This is a genomic window from Actinoallomurus sp. NPDC050550 (genome assembly GCF_040655075.1).
In the GTDB taxonomy this organism is placed as follows: domain Bacteria; phylum Actinomycetota; class Actinomycetes; order Streptosporangiales; family Streptosporangiaceae; genus Actinoallomurus.
The window spans coordinates 79,533-99,419 of record NZ_JBFAJC010000041.1 but is presented as its reverse complement, the minus strand read 5'-3'; the positions used below and the strand labels follow the sequence as shown (position 1 = coordinate 99,419).

Annotated in this window: 21 protein-coding genes; 6 read left to right on the top strand and 15 right to left on the bottom strand. The window is 71.1% G+C overall.

Annotation, left to right across the window (positions count from 1 at the left end; all coding sequences use genetic code 11):
• The coding region (locus AB0I04_RS39360) for a serine hydrolase (RefSeq protein WP_360896941.1) at positions 1-954 on the top strand (954 nt) is incomplete at its 5' end.
• Between the two features lie 98 nt (positions 955-1,052).
• On the opposite strand, the gene AB0I04_RS39355 is transcribed toward AB0I04_RS39360, so the two are convergent.
• The 8 genes from AB0I04_RS39355 to AB0I04_RS39320 all read right to left on the bottom strand — a co-directional run bounded on the left by AB0I04_RS39355 (position 1,053) and on the right by AB0I04_RS39320 (position 12,050).
• The gene (locus AB0I04_RS39355) at positions 1,053-1,652 is read right to left on the bottom strand and encodes a GNAT family N-acetyltransferase (protein WP_360896938.1); all 600 of its coding nucleotides are present in this window, start codon (positions 1,650-1,652) and stop codon (positions 1,053-1,055) included.
• A 117-nt stretch (positions 1,653-1,769) separates the two neighbouring features.
• The gene (locus AB0I04_RS39350) at positions 1,770-2,219 is read right to left on the bottom strand and encodes an SPW repeat protein (protein WP_360896935.1); all 450 of its coding nucleotides are present in this window, start codon (positions 2,217-2,219) and stop codon (positions 1,770-1,772) included.
• Between the two features lie 186 nt (positions 2,220-2,405).
• Complete coding sequence (locus AB0I04_RS39345; RefSeq protein WP_360896932.1) at positions 2,406-6,614, bottom strand: glycoside hydrolase family 38 C-terminal domain-containing protein; 4,209 nt, start codon at positions 6,612-6,614, stop codon at positions 2,406-2,408.
• 18 nt (positions 6,615-6,632) lie between these two features.
• Complete coding sequence (locus tag AB0I04_RS39340) at positions 6,633-7,478, bottom strand: carbohydrate ABC transporter permease (protein ID WP_360896929.1); 846 nt, start codon at positions 7,476-7,478, stop codon at positions 6,633-6,635.
• Positions 7,479-7,480: 2 nt separating this feature from the next.
• Entirely contained in the window at positions 7,481-8,401 is a 921-nt protein-coding gene (locus AB0I04_RS39335) for a sugar ABC transporter permease (RefSeq protein ID WP_360896926.1), read from the bottom strand.
• Positions 8,402-8,438: 37 nt separating this feature from the next.
• Complete coding sequence (locus tag AB0I04_RS39330) at positions 8,439-9,788, bottom strand: extracellular solute-binding protein (RefSeq protein ID WP_360896922.1); 1,350 nt, start codon at positions 9,786-9,788, stop codon at positions 8,439-8,441.
• 134 nt (positions 9,789-9,922) lie between these two features.
• Positions 9,923-11,359 carry an extracellular solute-binding protein gene (locus AB0I04_RS39325; RefSeq protein WP_360896919.1) on the bottom strand — a complete coding sequence of 479 codons (1,437 nt, stop codon included), beginning with the start codon at positions 11,357-11,359 and terminating at the stop codon, positions 9,923-9,925.
• A gap of 127 nt (positions 11,360-11,486) precedes the next feature.
• A complete protein-coding gene (locus AB0I04_RS39320; protein ID WP_360896916.1) occupies positions 11,487-12,050 on the bottom strand; it encodes a carboxymuconolactone decarboxylase family protein in 564 nt (187 codons plus the stop codon).
• Between the two features lie 210 nt (positions 12,051-12,260).
• Between AB0I04_RS39320 and AB0I04_RS39315 the strand changes: the two genes are divergently transcribed.
• Both AB0I04_RS39315 and AB0I04_RS39310 read left to right on the top strand, forming a co-directional pair.
• Complete coding sequence (locus AB0I04_RS39315) at positions 12,261-12,845, top strand: hypothetical protein (RefSeq protein ID WP_360896913.1); 585 nt, start codon at positions 12,261-12,263, stop codon at positions 12,843-12,845.
• A gap of 31 nt (positions 12,846-12,876) precedes the next feature.
• Complete coding sequence (locus tag AB0I04_RS39310; RefSeq protein WP_360896910.1) at positions 12,877-13,362, top strand: hypothetical protein; 486 nt, start codon at positions 12,877-12,879, stop codon at positions 13,360-13,362.
• An 88-nt stretch (positions 13,363-13,450) separates the two neighbouring features.
• Here the strand turns inward: AB0I04_RS39310 and AB0I04_RS39305 are convergent, their stop codons facing one another.
• The 6 genes from AB0I04_RS39305 to AB0I04_RS39280 form a co-directional block, all read right to left on the bottom strand.
• On the bottom strand, positions 13,451-15,016 hold the full coding sequence (locus AB0I04_RS39305; protein WP_360896907.1) for an amidase: 1,566 nt from the start codon (positions 15,014-15,016) through the stop codon (positions 13,451-13,453).
• Positions 15,013-15,327: a hypothetical protein gene (locus tag AB0I04_RS39300; RefSeq protein WP_360896904.1), complete on the bottom strand. Its 315-nt coding sequence runs from the start codon at positions 15,325-15,327 to the stop codon at positions 15,013-15,015. The genes AB0I04_RS39305 and AB0I04_RS39300 overlap by 4 nt, the downstream gene beginning before the upstream one ends.
• A gap of 100 nt (positions 15,328-15,427) precedes the next feature.
• Positions 15,428-15,664, bottom strand: a complete 237-nt coding sequence (locus tag AB0I04_RS39295) for a dihydrofolate reductase family protein (protein ID WP_360896901.1) — start codon at positions 15,662-15,664, stop codon at positions 15,428-15,430.
• A 15-nt stretch (positions 15,665-15,679) separates the two neighbouring features.
• Positions 15,680-16,498, bottom strand: a complete 819-nt coding sequence (locus AB0I04_RS39290) for an alpha/beta hydrolase (RefSeq protein ID WP_360896898.1) — start codon at positions 16,496-16,498, stop codon at positions 15,680-15,682.
• A 53-nt stretch (positions 16,499-16,551) separates the two neighbouring features.
• Entirely contained in the window at positions 16,552-17,223 is a 672-nt protein-coding gene (locus AB0I04_RS39285; RefSeq protein WP_360896895.1) for a hypothetical protein, read from the bottom strand.
• Positions 17,224-17,434: 211 nt separating this feature from the next.
• Positions 17,435-17,761 (bottom strand): hypothetical protein, encoded by a 327-nt coding sequence (locus AB0I04_RS39280; protein ID WP_360896892.1) that lies wholly within the window; start codon positions 17,759-17,761, stop codon positions 17,435-17,437.
• Positions 17,762-17,787: 26 nt separating this feature from the next.
• Here AB0I04_RS39280 and AB0I04_RS39275 point away from each other — a divergent pair, with 26 nt between their 5' ends.
• A complete protein-coding gene (locus AB0I04_RS39275; protein WP_360896950.1) occupies positions 17,788-18,087 on the top strand; it encodes a hypothetical protein in 300 nt (99 codons plus the stop codon).
• Positions 17,970-18,224: a helix-turn-helix domain-containing protein gene (locus AB0I04_RS39270; protein WP_360896947.1), complete on the top strand. Its 255-nt coding sequence runs from the start codon at positions 17,970-17,972 to the stop codon at positions 18,222-18,224. The genes AB0I04_RS39275 and AB0I04_RS39270 overlap by 118 nt, the downstream gene beginning before the upstream one ends.
• Positions 18,225-18,254: 30 nt before the next feature.
• Here the strand turns inward: AB0I04_RS39270 and AB0I04_RS39265 are convergent, their stop codons facing one another.
• Entirely contained in the window at positions 18,255-18,854 is a 600-nt protein-coding gene (locus tag AB0I04_RS39265) for a TetR family transcriptional regulator (RefSeq protein WP_360896889.1), read from the bottom strand.
• A 99-nt stretch (positions 18,855-18,953) separates the two neighbouring features.
• On the opposite strand from AB0I04_RS39265, the gene AB0I04_RS39260 reads away from it, so the two are divergent.
• Positions 18,954-19,748 (top strand): SDR family oxidoreductase, encoded by a 795-nt coding sequence (locus AB0I04_RS39260; RefSeq protein WP_360896886.1) that lies wholly within the window; start codon positions 18,954-18,956, stop codon positions 19,746-19,748.
• Positions 19,749-19,887: the final 139 nt, after the last annotated feature.

The following is a 19,887-nucleotide window of genomic DNA, read 5'->3' as shown; positions in this document are numbered from 1 at the left end:
GACGTTGTTCCGGGGCGGGAGAACGCCTCGACGGACTTCATGCTGCCCTACCCGGCCTCGGTCCTGAAGCTGATGATCAACTTCGGGGTGCTGCGGCTGGTCGACAAGGGCGTCATCAAGCTCGACGACACCTACGCCTACAACCCCACCACGGTCAGCTCGCTGTGCGGCGGGGCCACCAGCGACACGATCCGCAACTACGTCGACGCGTCGCTGACCTGGTCCTCCAACGGCGCCTCCTGCGCGCTGCTGAAGATGCTGTGGGATCACAACGCGGTCGATGACCTGAACCAGACGTTCCAGGACCTGGGTCTGGAGACGCTGCAGGTCAAGGGGACCAACGCGGCCAACGGCGGGCACTGGAGCAACCCGGTGACGATGAGCTCGCTCGACACCGCCAAGCTCCTCTCCCTCATCAACGGCGCCCCCGGCACCGTCTGGACCGCGCCGAACGGCAATGCGGTCACCGCCGACGTGCTCAGCCCCTCGTCGCGTGAGTTCTTCAAGAAGGAGCTCGCCGACCAGGGCATGAACGACGTTCTGTCGACCTCGAACTGGTGCGGCGCGGACTACCCGGCGCCCGGAATGCCGCAGGTCGTCCCGCAGCGGTGGATCGCTGCGGACGGCACGGTCACGGTCGACGGTGACGCCTACCAGCACGACGTGCGGCCCTGCAACGCCAAGGCCGAGGTGACCTTCGCCCACAAGACCGGCCTGGTCAGCAACTCCGGCAGCGACGCCGGAATCGTCCGGAACCTGCCCGGCAAGAACGGCCGCAACTACATCATCGCGGTGTTCTCCAACCTCGGTGACCAGTACCAGGACCCGAACCGCCCGCCGACGGCCCCGGGCGCCCACCCGGTCGCCTACAGCGAGAAGTACGCCCAGCTCGGCCTGGCCATCGACAAGTACGAGGCCACGCTCGGAGGCACCGCCGCCGCTCGCCGGCGATGAGCGTGCGGTGACGGGAGTCCGATCCCGCCCCGCCACGTGAGAGACGGCCGCCGTGAGGTCTCCCGCAAGGAGCCCGCACGGCGGCCGTCCGCATCTGCTCAGCCCCTCCCGAGACGTGCGCGCAACCGGTCGCGGGCGCCGGGCCACTCAGAGGAGATCATCGAGTAGCAGGCGGTGTCCCGGACGGAGCCGTCCGGCAGGATGCGGTGGCTGCGCAGCACCCCTTCCCGCTGCGCGCCGAGGCGTTCGATGGCCCGTTGTGAGCGTTCGTTGCGGTGATGGGTGTGCCAGCCCACCCGGTTGGCGCCCAGCACGTCGAACGCCCGCTCCAGCAGGAGGAGCTTGGCCTCGGTGTTGACGGCCGTCCGCTGCCAGCGGGCACCGATCCACGTGTGCCCGATGCACAGTCCGCGATGCGCCGGTTCGATCTCGTAGTACGACGTCGTGCCGGCGACCTCCCCGGTGGCCGCGTCGATCTGGACCCAGGGCAGACGCGTTCCGCGGGCCGTCTGGGCCAGGTCGTTCTCGACCATGCGGCGTGCCTCGTCGAGGTCGGCCGGCTGCCGGACGTTCAGCCACCGCCAGATCTCCGGGTCCTTGCCCGCCTCGAGGAGTCCCTCGGCGTGCTCGGGACCGAGTGGCTCCAGACGGACGTGGCGTCCGTCCAGGACCGGCCGCTCGAACCATGCGCTGCTCATGAGCGGCACATTAGGAGTTTTGGGTGCTGCCCGAAAAGGGCCAGTATGTGCCGCTCCAGAGCAGGCCACTTGCCCTGCCGTCCGCCGCCGCGCGTTCCGGGCGGATGGTGGGCAGGTCTACATCCGGCGCCGAGCGGTCTTGTTCGACATCATCCCCATGCCGACCGCGCCCATCCCGAACAGGAAGATCAGGGCACCGGTGATGACGTTGTTGACGACCGTTGACGCCGTGGCCGAGGACCCCCTGACCACCCACGGTGCGATGATCGTCCACACGCCGATGAGGGGGACGACCCAGGCGACGCCGTGCGTACGCCCGTACGCCGACGCGAACCCCACCGCCAGCAGCGTGACCGCGATCCCGCAGAGCAGGTTGTTCACGGTGAGCGTCGCGGTGCGGCTGTGGAACGCGATGACCCACGGTGAGATGGCCAGGTACAGGCCGCTCAGGAAGGTGAGACCGTCGACCGCGTGGGCGGATGTCGTCTCGGCGACACGGTCGTACCGGGCGCGGAGCTCCGCTATGTCGGGATGCTGCTCCATGCCGGCCATGGGACGCGCGGACATGTGACCCACCACCTTTCTCTGCTGCGAATCGGTCGCTCTATCCGCCACTTTCCCGCTGTAACAACGACAATTCCGATCAAACGCAACGGTTTCGTCAAATCGTGTGATCTTTGGCCGTTGATCCCGGCTCCCGTCCGCCGAGGGTTCCCGGGGCTCTCCGACCCCGAAAACCCTCGGCAGGAGCCGTCAGCCGTCAACCTCCACGGCGATCGTTTCCGTGTAGTGCACGTGGCCGAAGTACGTCACGCGTACGAGCGCCCACCAGCTTCCCGGCCTGGCCGTCCGGGGCGCGTGGAGTTGGAAGGGCACGGTCGTCTCGGCACCCGGGGCCACCTCGAAGCCTCGCGTCCACGGGGTGATCAGGACGTCGTGGTCCGGGCCCCACGTGCCGTACGGGCTGATGAGCTGCGCCTCACCGCGGATCGGCGCGGCGGCGGAGTTGCGGAGCCGTACGGCGATCTCGGCGTCGTCTCCCGGCCGGAGCCGGGGCGCGGGGGAGGCCAGGGCGACCTCCAGTGGTTCCCCCGATGGTTCCGCGCCGACCTGCACGGTGACGACGTCCTCGATGACCTGGCCGAGATCGTCGCGGATCCGGGCGCCCACGAAATACAGGCCCGGAGCCGCTTCCGACGCGTCGACGGTCAGCTCGTACTCGGCGAACTCGCCGGGCGCGAGCCGGTAGTCCAGCGCCGGGCCGGTGACGCTGAGCCCGTCGGGGACGTCCAGTTCGACCCGTCCGGCCGCCTCCGGACCTGAGGCGGCGACGGTGAGCCGGAGCGGCCCGGACCCCGTCAGGGAGAGCCGTTGCGGGGACAGGTGCACCGCCGTCGGGAGGTTCCCGAGGGGAGCGGGTCCCTTTTGGTGCAGCCAGTAGCGTCCGAACACCGGCTGGACCGGTTCGGTGCCCGGCGCGAGGGCGGAGCCGCCCGGCGTCGCGCCGCCCGCCGGGTGCAGGCGGACGGTGACGATGTCGGCGGCGCCCAGCCGGAGCTCCTCGACCGTCACCGCTTCGCCACCGGACTCCAGCAGGTCGGTCCGGCCGGCCTCGGCGACGCCGGTGAACAGGCCGATCCGGGCCGTCGTGGGGCGGCCGGCGGACTCGTACACGCGGACCGTCACGCCCTCGGCGGGATCGACCCGGCCGGGACGGGCGGCCGCGAGGGGGTTGCCGGCCGGCTTGAGGGCGGACAGCAGGACGTTGTCCGGCTGCACCGTCAGCAGGCCGTCCGCGGGTGCGGCCTCGCCGGGATGCGCGTCCGCGGGCCGGGCGAGCACGGCGTGGTTGTACTCCTGCCCGGCCCGGACGAACCCGGCCGCCCGCCAGTCGCCCTCCCCGGCCACGAGGGAGTAGCCGAAGGTGTGGTTCCAGTGCTGCCACGACAGGCTCGACCCGTCGGGGGCGGTGCGCAGCGGGCCGTCGATCCACACCCCGCTCGGCCAGGTGCTGCAGGACCGCATCAGGTTGAGGTACACCCGGCCGTCCGGCGTGGCGACCGTGCCCGGCATGCCGGCGTTCAGCAGCGCGATCGAACGGCCGTCGTACGGGGCGTCGGACCCGTCCAGCCCGGCGGGCCGCCGGACCTCGATCGTCGCGTCGTCGAGGTCGGCGCACAGCCCACTGACCTCGGCGACGATGAGCACCGGCAGGTCCCGTACGTCGCGCAGGTCCGCGCCCGGCACCCAGATCTCGGTCAGCGGGCGGGCGGCGGGCACGAAGACGCGGCCGTGCTCGGCCAGCGCCGCCTCGTACGCCGGGCCGGCCGCCGCCAGGACCTCGGCGGCGAACGGGTTGTCCGCCGGGCCGCCGAGGACGATCCGCGCGTCGGGCAGGTTCGAGTCGACGTCGAGCGCGCCGTAGCGCGGGCCGTCGGGGCGGCTGAACGTCGCGGTCACGCCCTGGGCGGCCAGGGCGGCCAGCACGGTGCGGGCGGGCTCGCCCTCGTCCGTGCCGATCACCTCGGCGACCCCGACGGCGTGCTCCTGCCGGGAGCCGTCGTCACCGGTCAGCGCGATCCGTACGGTGGCGCTCAGCGCGGTCCAGGTGTGGGCCGGATTGTCGAGCGTCCACAGGTCCTCGGCGCTGTCGGCGTCCGGGAACCCGAAGGGCCGGCCGATGGCGGCGAAGCCCACCTCGGACACCGGGCGGCCGCCGGGGACGTCCAGGTCGAAGCCGACCCGCAGCAGGTGGTCCTGGCCGATCGAGCCGCCGACGTGGGTGCGGAAGTCCACCCGGTCGACGCCGTCCCACAGCAGGACCTCGCCGGTGACGGTCAGTCCGTCCAGGGTCGTCTCGGTGACGAGGCGGCGGCCGATCGGCGACTCCTCGACGCGGACGGTGGCGCGGCGTTCGCCGGTGCCGTGGCCGGGGCCCGCGGGCAGGAGATGCCAGGGGCCTTCGCCCCAGACGGGGTGGGTGGGGTGCTCTTCCTGCAGGTACAGCTCGCCGCCCAGCCCGCCCGACCGGAGCAGCTCCCGGCCCGTCCGCAGGTCGCGGATCGAGGTGAGGGCGCCGCCGCGCGCCGGGTCGGCGGTCACCGCGAACGCCGCGTTGCCCGCCTCCGTGCCGGAGCCCGGGGACCAGCCCGCGGGCAGCTCGTCGGCGTCGACGACGTGGTAGACGCGGTAGCCGAGCGACGGCACCGCGCGGGCGAGGAAGGTGAGGGTGACCTCTTCCACCTCGCCGGTCTCGGTCGTGCGCACGCCCTCGGCGAGGCACGGCACGGTCTCGCCGGCGTCGTCGACGAGGCGCAGCCCGGGACGCGGCTCGTCGAAGGTGAGCCGGACGGTGGTGATGCCGTCGCGCGCCCAGGACAGGGTGTTCGCCACGATCACGGGGTGGCCGGGGCCCGTCGTGTCGGTCCGTGCCGCCAGGTGGTCCAGGGCGGCGGTGCGGACGGTCTCGCCCAGCTCGTACGCCTCGCGCCAGCCGGCGAGCAGGTCGACGTACACCTGGTCGGACTCGCTGCCGGTGATGGCGTCATGGTGCGCCCCGTACGCGAGGAGCCGCCACGCCTTGTCGACGGCCTCGGCCGGGTACGCCGCGCCGGTCAGGGTGGCGAGCGTGGCCAGCCGCTCGGCGTCGAGCACCGCCACCTCGGCGGCCCGCTGCGCCTGCTTGGTGTCGATGTAGGAGACGTCCTTGCCGGTATAGACCGGGTTCATGTCCCGGGTCTGCGGCACCGGCACCGCGCGGCGCTCGCCCAGCTCCTCGCGGACGGCGGCGAAGAACTCCTTGGGCAGGCCCACGACGAACCGCGGCCAGACGTACCGCTTGTTCCAGTCGCGCTGCACCTGGGTGCTCCACCGGGACGGCACGACGTGGTCGGCGCCCACCGGGAGCAGGACGTTGCGCGTGGCCGCGACCGGGCGCAGCTCGCGGAACTGGCCGTACGCCAGGTCGGCGGCCTCTTCGAGGGTCTTGGCCTGCTCCTCCATGACCCAGCCGGCGCCGTAGTGGTTGGCCATGTACGCGGTCAGCACGCCCCGGCCGCTGGGGGAGATCCACTCGAACTCGGCGGGGAACTGCATGCGCTCGTTGTCACCGACGTGCCGGTTCGGGCCCCACATGTGGAACGGGCCGCGCGCCCAGGCCGAGGACGTGAGCCCGGCGTCGGCCATCAGTCCGGGGTAGGCCGGGTCGTGGCCGAAGACGTCGAGCATCCACGCCGACTGGGGGTCGCCGCCGACGACGTCGCGCTGGTAGCCGATGCCGTAGACGGCGTTGCGGATCGTCGACTCGGGGTGGGTGAGGTTGGTGTTCGGCTCGTTGTAGTTGCCGCCGACGAGCTCGATCCGGTCCTCGTCCAGGAACCTCCGCAGGTCCGCGCGGTCCTCCGGATACACGTCCCAGTACGGCTTGAGATAGTCGATCTCCGCCAGCACGAACTTGTAGTCGTCGTCGCGCCGGGCCGCGTCCAGGTGGAGACGGACCAGGTCGAACGCGGTCCGTACCTCCTCGGGGCGGCGTCCCTCCGCGGCCGGCAGGTCGTACCAGGTCTCGGTGAAGCCGGCCTGGGTGTTCCACCACACCGGGTCGTAGTGGAAGTGCGAGACCATCCACATCGTCCAGCCGGTGACGGCGGCGACGATGTCGCCATCGAGCGTCACCCGGGCCTCCGGCGCGCCGAGCGTCTCGGCGACGGCGGTGACACGGCGGACGGCACCCTCGGTGACGGGCTCGGCGAGCCGTACGCCGACCTCGGCGACCAGGGTCTCGCCCGGGTCGAGGCGGGAGACGATCGTGGGCTCGGGGGTCGTCACGGCCGGGCCGGTGAGCGACACCCGGATCTCGGTCAGGGGGGAGTCGGCCCCGGTGAGCGTCACGCGGACGATCTGTCGGGGATGCGACGTCGAGCCGGCGAACAGGTCGGTCGACTCGATGGCGGCGATGCGCATGAAGGCTTTTCCTCCGGCTCAGCCCTTGACGGCGCCCTGCAGTGCGAACGCGTTCCCCAGCGTGCGCTGGGCCACGGTGTACAGCAGGACGACGGGCAGCGAGTACAGGATCGAGAAGGCGGCCAGCAGTCCGTAGGAGGAGTACGCTCCCGCTCCTCCGAAGTACTGGAAGATGGCTACTGCGGCCGGCTGTTTCGTGGGATCGATGAGCAGGATGAACGGGACGAAGAAGTTCCCCCAGGTGAGGGCGAAGGTGAACGTGAACACCACGGTCGTGCCCGGCACCATGAGCGGCAGCACGATCCGCACCAGCGCCCGCAGGCCGGACGCCCCGTCCACCCACGCCGCCTCCTCCAGGGAGATCGGCACCTCGTCCATGAAGTTCTTCAGCATCCAGATCGCCATCGGCAGCCCGATCGCGGTGAGGAACAGGACGGTGGCCGGGGTCGAGTCGAGCAGGTTCAACTGGACGAACAGGCCGTACACCGGGACCATGATCGCCGTGACCGGCAGCCCGGTGGCGAACAGCAGCCCGAGCAGGATCGGGCGGCCGAACCGGCGGCTGTAGCGCGACAGCGGGTACGCCGCGGGCGCGCCGAGCAGCAGCGTCAGCAGCGCCGAGCCCATCGACAGCACCAGGCTGTTGGCCAGCGAGTGCAGGTTGTCGCCGGTGAGCACGTCGGCGAAGTTGCGCAGGGTCAGATGGTCGGGGATGGACGTGTCCAGCGGCGGGCTTTCGGAGACCGACGCGAGGAACAACCATCCGAACGGCGCGAGGAACGCCAGCGCCACCAGGACCAGCACCGCGTACGCGGCGACGGCGGCGCTGCGCCGGTTCGGGGCGGTGGGAGAGGCGACCGCCATCGTCACAGCTCCTTTCGCATGGCACGCAGGTACACCAGGGAGAACGCCGCGCCGACCGCGAGCAGCACGATCGCGAGCGCCGCGCCGTAACCCAGGTGGTAGAACTTGAACGCCTCCTGGTACATGAAGATCGGCAGCGTCTGGCTCTTGGTGCCGGGGCCGCCGCCCGTCATGGCGAAGATCAGTGTGAAGACCGCGAGGGTCTGCAGTGTGATCGTCATCAGGTTGGTCAGCATCGCCCGCCGGATCAGCGGCATCGTGATGTGGCGCAGCCGCTGCCACGCCGACGCGCCGTCCACCGCGGCGGCCTCCAGGAGCTCGTCCGGCACGTTCGACAGCGCGGCGGAGTAGACGAGCATGGAGAACGCCGTGCCGCGCCAGACGTTGGCGATCGTCACCGCCAGCAGTGGACTCGCGTACAGCCAGCTCTTCCCGTGCAGGCCGACGGCGTGCAGGATCGCGTTGAGCGTGCCGTGGTCGGACAGGAACGCGTACCACATGAACGCCGCGACCAGCTCCGGCAGCACCCACGCGCCCACCACGATGGCGCCGACGACCGAGCGGACGATCCGGCGGCGGCCGTTCATGAGCAGCGCGAGCGCGAGGCCGCCGAGGTTCTGCCCGACGACGGCCGAGCCGACGACGAAGACGACGGTCAGCCACAGCGACTTGGTGAACTGCGGGTCGGAGAACATCTGCCGGTAGTTGCGCAGGCCCACCAGGTGCGGACTGCTGGCGCCCGCGCCGGTCAGCGCGATGTCGGTGAAGGACGCGTAGACGCACCACAGGATCGGCCCGACGAAGAACAGCGCCAGCAGGCCGAACGCGGGCAACAGCGGCAGCGCTCGGCCGACGGCCCGCCGCCCGCGCCGGGCGGGCGGGCGGCGGGTGACGGTGCGCTCGGGCAGGTCCACTGCGACCATCAGGGCGTCCCTTCGCCCATGGAGCGCATGGGATCCATCAGGGCTTCGCCTCCACCTTGTCCGGGCCGGCGATCTGCTTGACCTGATTGGCGAAGTCGTTCATCGCCGACTGCGGGGAGCCCTGGTTGGTCACCACGGCCTCGGTCGCGGCCTGCAGCTGGTTGGAGATCTGTGGGTAGACGCTGTACGCGGGCCGGTACTGGGTGACGGACACCAGGTCGGTCCAGAACTTCTGGGTCGGGTTGCCCTCGACGTACTTCGGGTCGTCGACGACGTCCTTGCGCACCGACACCTGCGTCGCCTTGACGTAGAACTCGAGCGAGTTCTCCTTGTTCATGGCGAGCTGCACCAGCTTCCAGGCCGCTGCCGCCTGCTTGGTGCGGGCACCGATGGACAGCAGCCAGCCGCCGGACATCGTGACCTTGCCGGGCGCCTGCCCGTTCTGGGTCGGCATGGGGGCGGTGCCGAGCGTGCTCGACCACTGCGGCCAGGGGTTCGCGCCGCCGGGGATCCACGCCTGCGGCAGCCAGGAGCCGTCCAGGTCGATGGCGATCTTGCCCTTGGGCAGTTCCTGCCCGGCGACGTTGTCGCTCCAGTGCGGGTCGAGCGCCTGCTGCGGCGTGGGGCCGAGGCCGGAGGAGAAGACCGTCTTCAGGAAGTTGAACGAGTCGCCCATGCCCTTGCTCGGCGCGGTCCACTTCTTGGTCTGGTCGTCGTACAGCTTGTCGCCGGTGCCGTACAGCAGCATCTCGAAGCCCTGCATCGAGGCGGCCTCGCCGACGCCCTTGCCCGCGTAGACGTTGAGGGGGATGACGCCGGGGACCTTGGCCTTGATCTGCCGGGCCGCGGCCAGCACGTCGTTCCAGGTCTTCGGCTGCCAGTTCGCCGGGAGCCCGGCCTTGGCGAAGATCTGCTTGTTGAACCAGAGGCCGCGTGTGTCCGTACCCATCGGGATGCCGTAGGTGTGGCCGTCGGAGGCCTGCCCCGCCACCTTGGCGGCGTCGACGAACTGCGACCAGTCCGGCCAGGACTGCAACTTGTCGTCCAGCGGCATCAGGAAGCGCGCCTGGGCGTCGGAGTTGACGAAGAACGTGTCCTCGTAGGCGACGTCGGGTGCGGTGCTCGGGGAACGCCGCATCAGGTTGAGCTTGGTGTAGTAGGAGTTCTCATCCGCCTCGATGGGGATGAGCTTCAGCTTGTACCCGGGGTTCTGCTGTTCGAAGACAGGCTTGATCTTCTTGAACAGCACGTCCGCGCCGATGAAGTTGCCGAACTTCTGGTACGCGACCTTGATCGTCTTGCCGTCCGAAGACCCGCCGCTGCCGCAGGCGCTCACCGTCGCCGCGACCATCACCGCCGTCATCACGAAGGCCGATTTCCGACGCATCTGCGCTCCCTCCAGGGGGATTTGCCACTGTGATGTGGCAAATCTGGATGCTGGAGCGTTCCAGGTCAAGGGCTATGGCCCAATGGGTTACGAACGCGTTACCGGCCCGGCCGTCGGACGATCATGTACCCAGGTCAGCCGCGGACGACCGGGAGGCCCGTGATGGCGCTGATCCGGTCGGCCGCCAGGGCGACGCCGGCCGCCGCGGTCCAACGCCGCGTGAGCACGCCCTCAAGGAGCACCTGAAGCTGCGCGGAAACCAAGGCGTACACCGGCGAGGACGGTCGTACGACCGCGTGCTCGAGGAGCGCCGCGGTCTGGGCGTGGAACGGCGACACCGGCGCCATGGCGTCCAGCACGCTGCGGCGCGGCGGGAGCTGGCCGGTCTCCGCGCACAGGTCCGCCAGCCGCTTCGGCGCGGTGGCCGCGCGCAGCAGCCGCATCGCCAGGTGAGGGTTCCGCGCCTGGCGGGGGATGCAGTAGACCATGCCGCCGCACAGGATCGCCGGCGGCCCGTACGGTCCGGCGGGCAGCGGAACGAACCCGAACCGCTCGGCGACCTCGGCGAGCGTGCCGCCGATCTCGGCCGCGAGCAGCTCGGCGTGGTAGCTCGCGCCGACGAACAGGTCAGCGCGCCCGGCCGCCAGCAGCCGGGCCGCCTTGTGCCGGTCGTAGGTCACCACCTCGGCCGGCAGGACCCCGTCGTCGACGAGGCGGCGCAGGAACCGCAGCGTCTCGACCGTCGCGGGGGAGTCCAGCGTCACCGCCTCGGGGGTGAAGATGGTCGCGCCATTGGCGGCGAGCAGTCCGACGAGCGCGTACGTCGCGGTCTCCGTCGCGGCCGGGCCGCCGGGCATCACCAGGGCGTACCGGTCGCGGGGCAACCCCTCCGCGAGCGTACGGCCCAGGGCGCGCAGGTCGCGCCACGTGGCGGGCGGGGACGCCCCGGCGGCGTCGAGGGCCTCCCGGCGGTACCACAGGCCGGTGACGTCCGCGTCGGCCTGCACGGCCACGATGTCGTCGGCCTCCAGGCGGTACGCGTCGGCGAAGGGCGGCAGGAAGTCGGCGTCGTGCTCGTCGGCGGCCCATTCGGGGTCCAGCTCGCCGATCCGGGTGAGCATGTGCGACTCGGCGAACTCCGCCACCCACACCGAGTCGACCAGCGCCAGGTCCGGCCCGCGCCCCTCGGCGATCGCCCGGCGGAACACCCCCCGCAGCTCGGCGAGCGGCGCCGACGTGATCGACAGGCGCAGGTCGTTGCCCGCCGCCTCGCGCAGCTGGTCCTCCCACGCCTGGTCACAGGTGATCACCGAGACCTCCGGCGCCGCGCTCAGCGCTCGCATCCAGTCGGGGTTCACGAAGGTGCCGCGCCGCCGGTGCCGGACCACGACCCCCTCGGCCGCCAGCTCCGACAGGGCCCGCGCCACCGGCGTACGGCTCAGGCCGTACGCCGCGCACAGGTCGTGCTCGGTGGGCAGCCTGCCGTCCACGCCGTACTCGCCGCGCTCGATGTCGGCGAGCAGGCGTCGCTTGAGGCGGTAGTAGGCGGGCAGAGGCTGAGCGGTGTCCATGAACATCCTCGGTCGGGCGATGACGACAAGCATATTTGTCGTCCGCCAGCGACAAATACCGACGAGGACCTGAGTTTCGGGCCCGCAGGGCGGAGTTCGGGTCACCCGCGCCGGGAGGCCGTGGCCGTCATCGTGCTGGTTGCTCCGCGTCGTCGGTGCTCGAGACGTAGCCGGAGGCGACGATGCGCTCGGCCGCCGCGGCATACGCGGCCGGGTCATCAGGGGCATAGGTGCCCAGGCCGTCGACGTAGCGGTTGAACATGCAGAACGCGGCGGCGATGAGGACGGTGTCGTGGATCTCCAGGTCGGTGGCGTCCTCCGCGCGGGCCGCCCGCACCAGGTCCGGGGTGACCTCACGCCCGCCGCGCTGCACCGCGGCCGCGATCCGCAACAACGCCTTCAGCTTCGCCGGCACCGGGGCGGTCTCCGGATCCGCGCGCACCTGGTCCACCAGCTCCATTCCCGCCGGAAGCTGGGCCGCGGCGAACGCCGCGTGGGAGGAAGTGCAGAAACGGCACTGGTTCAGCGACGAGACATAGGAGGCGATCAGTTCGCGCTCGCCACGGGTCAGCGTGCTGTCGCCGCGCAACAGCACCTCGGCCAGCAGGTTGAGCGGGACCGCCGTCTCCGGCCGGAATTGGAAGAGCCCGCGGATTCCCGGCTGATCATTGTCCAGCGTGATGTGTGACATTAAGGCTCCGTAAGAGAAGGCGGCGCATGCGACTCACGGTGAGAGGACGCCCGGCGGTCGCATGGTCACCATGGATCCCGAGTGCTGTCAACGGCCATCACCGGATGCGGCCAGATGCGATACCGATCACGACGCGCGACTTATCGTTAGTTGCTCGGATAATTCATGATCAAATCTTTATATATGCCGCGACGGAAAGGCGGAATCGTCATGGCGACTTCGGCATTATCGGCCGGGCGGGAAGGCGCCCTGTCCGCGATCAACACCCGCTACCACCGGCCCGCCCTGGCGGTCTTCGCCTTCATCGTCATCGCCCACTGGGCCGAGCACGTCGTTCAGGCCATTCAGATCTGGGTGCTGGGCTGGCCGGTACCCAAGGCGCGCGGCCTGCTGGGCGAGCCGTTCCCCTGGCTGATCAAGTCGGAGTGGCTGCATTACGGCTACGCGGTGCTCATGCTGATCGGTTTGATCATGCTGCGGCCCGGTTTCACCGGAAAGTCCCGGACCTGGTGGAACATCGCCCTGGGCATCCAGGTCTGGCACCACTTCGAGCACCTGCTCCTGCTCATCCAGGCCTCCACCCACAGCTACCTGGCCCATCGCGCCGTCCCGACCAGCATCCTGCAACTGTTCTTCCCACGGGTCGAACTCCACCTGGTCTACAACGGCCTCGTCACCGTGCCCATGGTCGTGGCCATGCTCCTGCACCGCCGGCCCGGCGCCGGCGAACGCGCCGAAATGAAGTGCTCCTGCGCCGAGCCGACGCGTCGCCGGCAGGCTCTCGCGGAGGCCTGAGGCGTGTCGCGATGAGATGGGGAAGCGGCCGATGAGGTGGCGCGTCTCCGCGTTCGACGTACCCCTGGCCCTGCTGGGCGCGTTCCTGCTGTACCTCGTCGTCCCGAACGTGGGGCCGGTGCTCAGGGCGGCCCGGTCCGGCGCCGGCACCCGGGGGACCTTCACCGCCGGCCGGCTGAACTGCGTCCGCCATCCCGGGCACACGGCCTGCAACTGGCAGGGCGCGTTCCGCTCGGACGACGGCACGCTCACCCGGTCGCAGGTCTTCCTGTACGGCGGCGCGGACGGGCTGACGGCCGGGACGCGCATCAGGGCACGGGACGTCGGCCGGTCCGGGCAGGTCTACCGGCCCGCCGGCAGCCACGAGTGGATCCTGTCCGGACTCCTCGGCCTCGGGGGCCTCGTCCTGTGCCTCAAAGGCAGCGGCCTGCTCGGCCTGGCCCGGTCGGCGCGGGCCTCCGGCGGATCCCACCGCCCGAGAGCGGTCCAGGCCGCCGCTCCGGGCGGGGACGGCTGAGATCTCCGGCGCCGCGCTCAGCGTCCGCATCCAGTCGGAATTGACGAAGGTGCCGCGGCGCCGGTGCCGCCGACCGAGGGGCCCTATGTCACGCGCTTTTGGCCGCCGCCGTCACGGCGTCGATCCGTGGCCTGGCGGCCCGGGCCATCACTCTGGCCTGGGGCGGGTCGGCGGGACGCCGCCACTGCCAGTCCGTGACCGCCTGGTAGGCAGCGACCACCTCCAGGAGCCGATCCTCCTCGTACGGGCCGCCGCCGAGGATCGTGCCCACTGGCACGTCCCCGTCGAACCCGATCGGGAAGCCGATCTCGGGCAGGCCGAGAATGTCGAACGGCACGGGACCGGTCTGCAGCACCACGTCGCAGTCGTTCAGCACGCCGTCGAGGACCTCGCGGAGGAGGTGCGTCTTGGCCCGCTGCCCGGTGACCCACTCGTCGCCGGACAGCATCAGCCCGCCCAGCCAGCTCAGCAGCGAGACGCCGAAGAGCGTCGGATCCTTCTGCAGCCAGGCGTGGAACGGCTCGGTCCGCTCGGCCAGCCGCACGTCGTTGAACGCGCCGGTCAGCAGCGACCAGTCGGCGGGATAGGAGACCTCCACCGTCCTCGCGCCCGGGATGGCCTCGAGCGTGGCGAGGAACGCCTTGCGGAGCGCGATCACCCGGGCGCTCGCGCCCGTGAGGTAGTCGGGTGGCACGCCGATGCGCGTAGCGCGCCGCAGCCCCACCTTCCCGTTCCTGCGTGCGGGAGTGGCGGCCTGGACGAGGTCAGGGACGCGCGGCAGGCCGAGGGTGCGCGGGTCGTGCGGGTCGGGCCCGGCGAGGACGGTCAGCATGATCGCGGCGTCCATCGCGTCACGGGCCAGCGGCCCGCTGTGGTCGCGGGTGAACGACAGCGGGATGACGCCGTAGACCGACGTACGGCCCATCGTCGGCTTCAGCCCGGTGAGGTTCTGCTGATTGGACGGCAGGACGATGCTGCCGCCCGTCTGCGTGCCGATCGAGGAGGTGGCCATCCGAGCGGCGACCGCGCAGGCGGGGCCGGTGGATGAGCCGCCGGGGTCGACCGACGGGTCCGTCGGCGTCCAGGCGTTCACGGTCGTGATCCGGCCGTCGGGCGTGGTCGCCCGGGTGGTGGCCAGCGGCCCCATCTGCCCTTTGCCGATGACGATGCCGCCGGCGCCCTTGAGCCGGGCGACGCTCGTGGCGTCGTACGCGGGCGTGAACCGGTCGAAGATGAAGGAGTTCGCCGTCGTCCGTACGCCCGCGGTGAAGTAGTTGTCCTTGATGCACAGCGGGATGCCGGCGAGGGGGCCGGAGGGCCGCCGGTCGGCCTCCTTGGCGGCGGCCAGCGCCTGCGTGCCCGTCACGGTGACGTACGCCTGGTAGGTCGCGTCGTATGCCGTGATGCGGTCGAGGTGCGCCTGAACGAGCCGAACGGCGGTCAGCCTGCGGTGGCGGAGCAGCGTGGCGGCCTCGGCGAGCGTCGCCTCAGTGGGGTCGGTGAGGGCCTCCTTGCGTACGGGGACGTCCGGGAGGACGGGTCGGCGGGCGGGGCCCGCGGCGCGCGCCGCCGTGGGGGCGGCGGTCACGGCCGCGGCGGCGGTGACCGCACCCGATCGGGCCAGGAAGATCCGGCGGGAGTAGGCCCGGCTCATCGCGCACCCGTCCAGGCCGTCGAGATCGAGGGATACTCCAGAGGCGGATCGGCCTGCTGGGACAGCGCGGCCGCGTCGTCACCGGCCGCGGGCGGTCGCCAGGTGTTGATCGCGGCAGGCCGTCCGCCGGGCCGGACACCGCCGGTCTTCGCTCCGGCCAGGAACGTCCGCAGGTACTCCATGGCCTGCGCCCGCGTCGGCGTGCCGGTGGCGGGATCCGGCGACTCGGGGAGCCGGGTCAGGTCCACTCCGGCCAGCGCCAGCCGCGCCTTGATGAAGGCGTCGAGTTCGTCATCCGACGGTATGGACACGGGGCTTCCTCCACTCATCGATGATGAGCCGTGAGGAAATCGGACCGGCGTTTCCGGGGTATTTCGGGCGGATCGTCAGCATGTAACGGCTTGACGCTCCTTACATCGCGGCCGCACAGCCCAGTACTCGCTGGAGGATCATGATGAGTACGCCCTCGCCGACCGTGATCGACTCGGTCAGCTTCCACGCAGACTTGTCCGAGGTCTCCCCGAACAAGCGCCTTCCGGTGCCGAGCAGGACCGGGAACATCATGAGGTGCAGCTCGTCGACGAGGTCGTGCTCGAACAGTCCCTGCACGAGTTGGATGCTGCCGGCGACCGAGATGTCGCCGTCCACATCCTCACGCTCCTCTCAGCCGGCGTTGGCGAAGTTGCGCAGCGCGGCGGCGAGCACGTCGGCGGGGGCGCTGTGCTGCTCGCCCTCGACGGCCCGCAGGGCCGCGGTCGGCAGCAGCTCGGCGAGCGCCTGCGTGCCCGTGACGATGAACGGGAACGTCCCGGTGCCGTGCATCACGAGCGTGGGCGCGGTGACGGCGGCCCAGCGATCATGGGGGAGCGGGGCGCCCGACATCGTGGTCCCCATGATCCGGCCGTCGTAGGCGATCGTCGGCGCGACGGCCTCCATGACCGGCCAGAACTCGCTCTGCCGGATGCCACCGACGGCCTCGGCGGGCATGCCGGCCGCGGCGGTCAGGAACAGCTCCGCGGCATCCCCGGGGCGACCGTCGGCCACCGCGGCGTCGAGGCGCTCCACGTAGTCCGCGGGCAGCGGCGGGCGACTGTCGTCGACGACGAACGGCGGCTCGAACAGCGCCAGTCGCTTGATCGGCAGACCGGCCGCCGCGGCGTCGAGCGCGAGGACCGCGCCGGACGACCAGCCGAACACGGTCGCCGGCGCGCCCGCGACCTCGATGAGCGCGGCGAGGTCCTCGATCTCGCGCTCCACGGCGTACGGCGCGGTGTCGGTGCTCTCGCCGCGTCCGCGACGGTCGTAGGCGTAGGTCCGGAACTCCTCGCTCAGCAGCCGTCCGAGCTCCTCGTTCGTCGGATTGATGGCGGGATAGGCGGTCGCGCCGTCGATGATGATGAGCGGCTCGCCCTCGCCCCACGCGGTGAACGCGATCACGGTGCCGTCGGCGGACACGGCGGCCGCGCTGACATTCTCGGTCATCTGGATTGCCCTTCTGGTGACGATGTGGGATCCCTCCCACAGCGGCACCAAGGCTAGGAATCGGCGGCGGCGCCGGTCTTGTACAGAAGCGACAGGGGCTGCTCGGCCGAATCCCGTCGGCACAACTCGGTCGCGGTACGGCCGATGAAACGCGTCAGCGAGCGGGCGAGATGCGGCTGGTCGTAGTAGCCGAGCTGGTTCACTACCTCGAGCGATGGGGTGCCTTCGCCGAGCAGGATCGCGGCCTGCCGGGCGCGTTCGATCTGCCGGATGCCGCCCTGCGTGAGCCCGGTCGCCGCGGCGATACGGCGCTGCACCGACCTCGTCCCGACGTCCGGCATCCCGCCGGCCACGACGTCGTCGACGAGCGGGTCGCGTACGACGACCCCCTCCCGTACGAGCCGGGCGACGAACTGCTCCGCGCTCTCGAAGCCGGGGACGAGCCACTCCTCACCACCCAGCACGAACCTCGTCGCGGTCGCGTGCGGGCTCTCCCACGCGGAATCGACGAGGCGCGCGGGAGGCAGGTGCGGCATCGAGGTGCCGTGCGCGAACGTGATGCCGAAGGACTCCGACCCGTCGGGCACGTCGACGCTCGAGGCCGTGGTCTCCGGACCCCGTACGGCGGCGTGCACGCGACCCTGGTCCGCCCAGAACACCAGCTCCCAGTTCGAGGTCGCGATCGAGGTCATCCGCGCGACCCCGGACGCGCGGCTACGCCACACGCGGTGAACGTAGGGCGAGTCCGACGGCCGGTCCTCGTTCTCCAGCGGCATTCCACCCCCCGGGTACATGCACCGTCAGTCTCGCACGGCCTCGCGTCACCCGGTCAAAGCCGCAGCCGCCCGCGAGGCGGCATCCGGAGGCGGGGATCCATCGAGGCCGGCGACGGCGAACCGACCTCCAGCGGCGCCGAGCTCGTCCGTACGGGGTCGATCAAGGCGATTCGATGAGTCGTGCGGCCTGCAGCGCGGCGGCAAGGGCGTCCGGGTGGCCGGTGTGGTGGAAGACGTCGACGGCGGTGTCGGCGAACCTGATCACGTGTTCGTCGCCGTGCCGAGCGGCTCGGTCGAGTATCTCGGCCGCTGGATCGGGCCCGGCCGGTGGCCGCGGGGTTTCGTGTGGTGCGATCTCGACGGGGGCGTAGGTGGCGGTGATGGCCGCGATGGCGGTCCAGGCGGCGGCGAGGCTGGGCGCCCACAGCGACTCGGGAAGTACCGGCAGGACGTGGCGGACGGCGTTGGGGGCGGTCGCGGTATGCACCAGCAGCACCGGACTTGCCGGGCCGTATGCGAGATAGTGTGGTCGCCGCCGAGCTGTCGCATCTCGCCCGGCATCCGATCGCCATGCAGGGGCCGGGGCGCGGCCATCGCCGTACGGTGCTGGACAGCCTGGTCGCCGACCCGCAGGCCGGACTCGCCCGGATTGTGGCCGCGCTGGATGGTTATTGGCGGGTGGCTGTCGCGCCCTACTGGCCGCGCATACGGGCGCTGCTGCACGCCGATCTCGCCCACCGCCTGCAGGGACTGTCCGCCGGCGGCGTGCGGCAACTGTTGCGGAACCTGCATCCGGCGGTCAGCTCGACCTGACCGCACCCACGGTCAGCAACCACCTCAAAGCGCTCAGCCGAGCCGGCATCGTGACCTCCCGCCGCGACGGACGCGAGGTGCTCTACCAGCGCACCCCACTCGGCGACCAGCTCATCGCCGCCGCATCGCCTCAGTGACACCGACACCCGGCCAGGCGTCACGCGACTTCAGGTGTCCGGGGTGGTGGCGAGTCTGCGAGCGGTTTCGACCACGGTCTCGCGGCGGCGGGCCAAGGCGGCCTGTTCGGTCTCCTCGTCCAGGACGAGGCGGCACGTCCTGGGCACCGCGAAGTTCCAGGCGATCAGTCCCATGATTGTGAACAGCAGGTCCTGGGCGGCGCGGACGCGTGCTTCCTCGGCAAGGTCGTGGGCCACGCCTCCGTCCGCGAGACGGTGAACCTTCTCGCGGAAGGCCTTGTGGCGCTCCCGCTCGCCCTCGTCGGGTTCGCCGCACGCCTCCAGGGCCTCCCACAGCAGCAGTCTGATCAGCTCAGGGTGCTCCTGGTACCAGTCGAACATCTGCCCGACCGACTCGGCCACCGCGTCGGGATCGATGGAGATGGAGACGCAGACCTCCTCCAGCTTCGCCCGCAGGATGGCGGCGAACAGCTTCTCCTTGCTCCCGTAATACAGGTAGATGGCCTGCTTGTTGGCCTTGGCGGCCGTCGCGATCCGGTCGACCCTGGCCCCCGCCAGGCCGCGCTCGGCGAACTCGGCGGTGGCGGCGGCGAAGATCCGCCGTTTGGTGTCCTCCGCGTCATAGGCCATGAACGAATTAAACCATCCAGTTGACTCCTCCCTGTCCAGGCGGCAGTATCGGGGCAGCAGTAAAACAACCAGATGGTTTATTTCTCGAGAGGCCCTCCCATGAGCACCGCGACTCCCATCCCCGTACGTTCGCCGCTGCCGAGCGCCCTCTCCGGCACGACCGCCGTCCTCATCGGCGGAAGCTCGGGCATCGGGCTGGCAGCGGGCGTCCTGCTGCGCTCGGTCGGCGCCCGCGTCGTGCTGGTCGGCCGCGACCCCGACCGGCTGAAGGCCGCCGTCTCACGGGTACGGAGCGCGGGCCCGGCAGGGGATCCCGACGACGCCGTGCTGGCCGTTCCCGGCGACGGCGGAGACGAGCAGATCCTCGCCGAGGCCTTCGACAAGGCCGGTCACGTCGACCACGTGCTCGTCACCGCGGGCGGCATCGGCGGCGCCGGCCCCCTGACCGAGCTGTCGCCCGACGACCTCCGCGCGACCGTCGACTCCCGCCTCTGGGGGGCCTTCGCCGCCGCCCGCGCGGCGGCGACCCGGCTTCCCGCCGGAGGCTCGCTCACGTTCAGCTCGGGGATCCTCGTGGTCCGCCCCGCTCCCGGAATGGCGGCCCCGCTGTCGGTCGGCGGCGCCGTGGAGACCCTCACCAAGGCCCTCGCCGTGGAGCTCGCCCCGGCACGGCTGCGCGTGAACGCCGTCCGCTTCGGCCGGATCGACACCCCACTCCTGCGCTCGGCGGCGGGGCTCGACTCCGACGACGCGATCGCCGCCGCCGGATCGACCGCTCCGCTCGGCCGCTTTGGCACCGCCGAGGAAGCCGCCGCCTCGGCCCTCTTCCTGATGTCCAACAACTACGTAACCGGCCAGGTCATCACCGTCGACGGCGGCGAAACCCTCACCTGACCCCGCCCCCGCCACCCGGGCTCAGACCTCCGGCCGACGAACCGCGTCGTTCAGGGGGCGGTTGCGCGCTGCGTTAAAGTGCGCGCTTCTGGAGTCACTGCAGGAGGCCATGGGCGCCCCGGTGGGCGTCCACGACGCC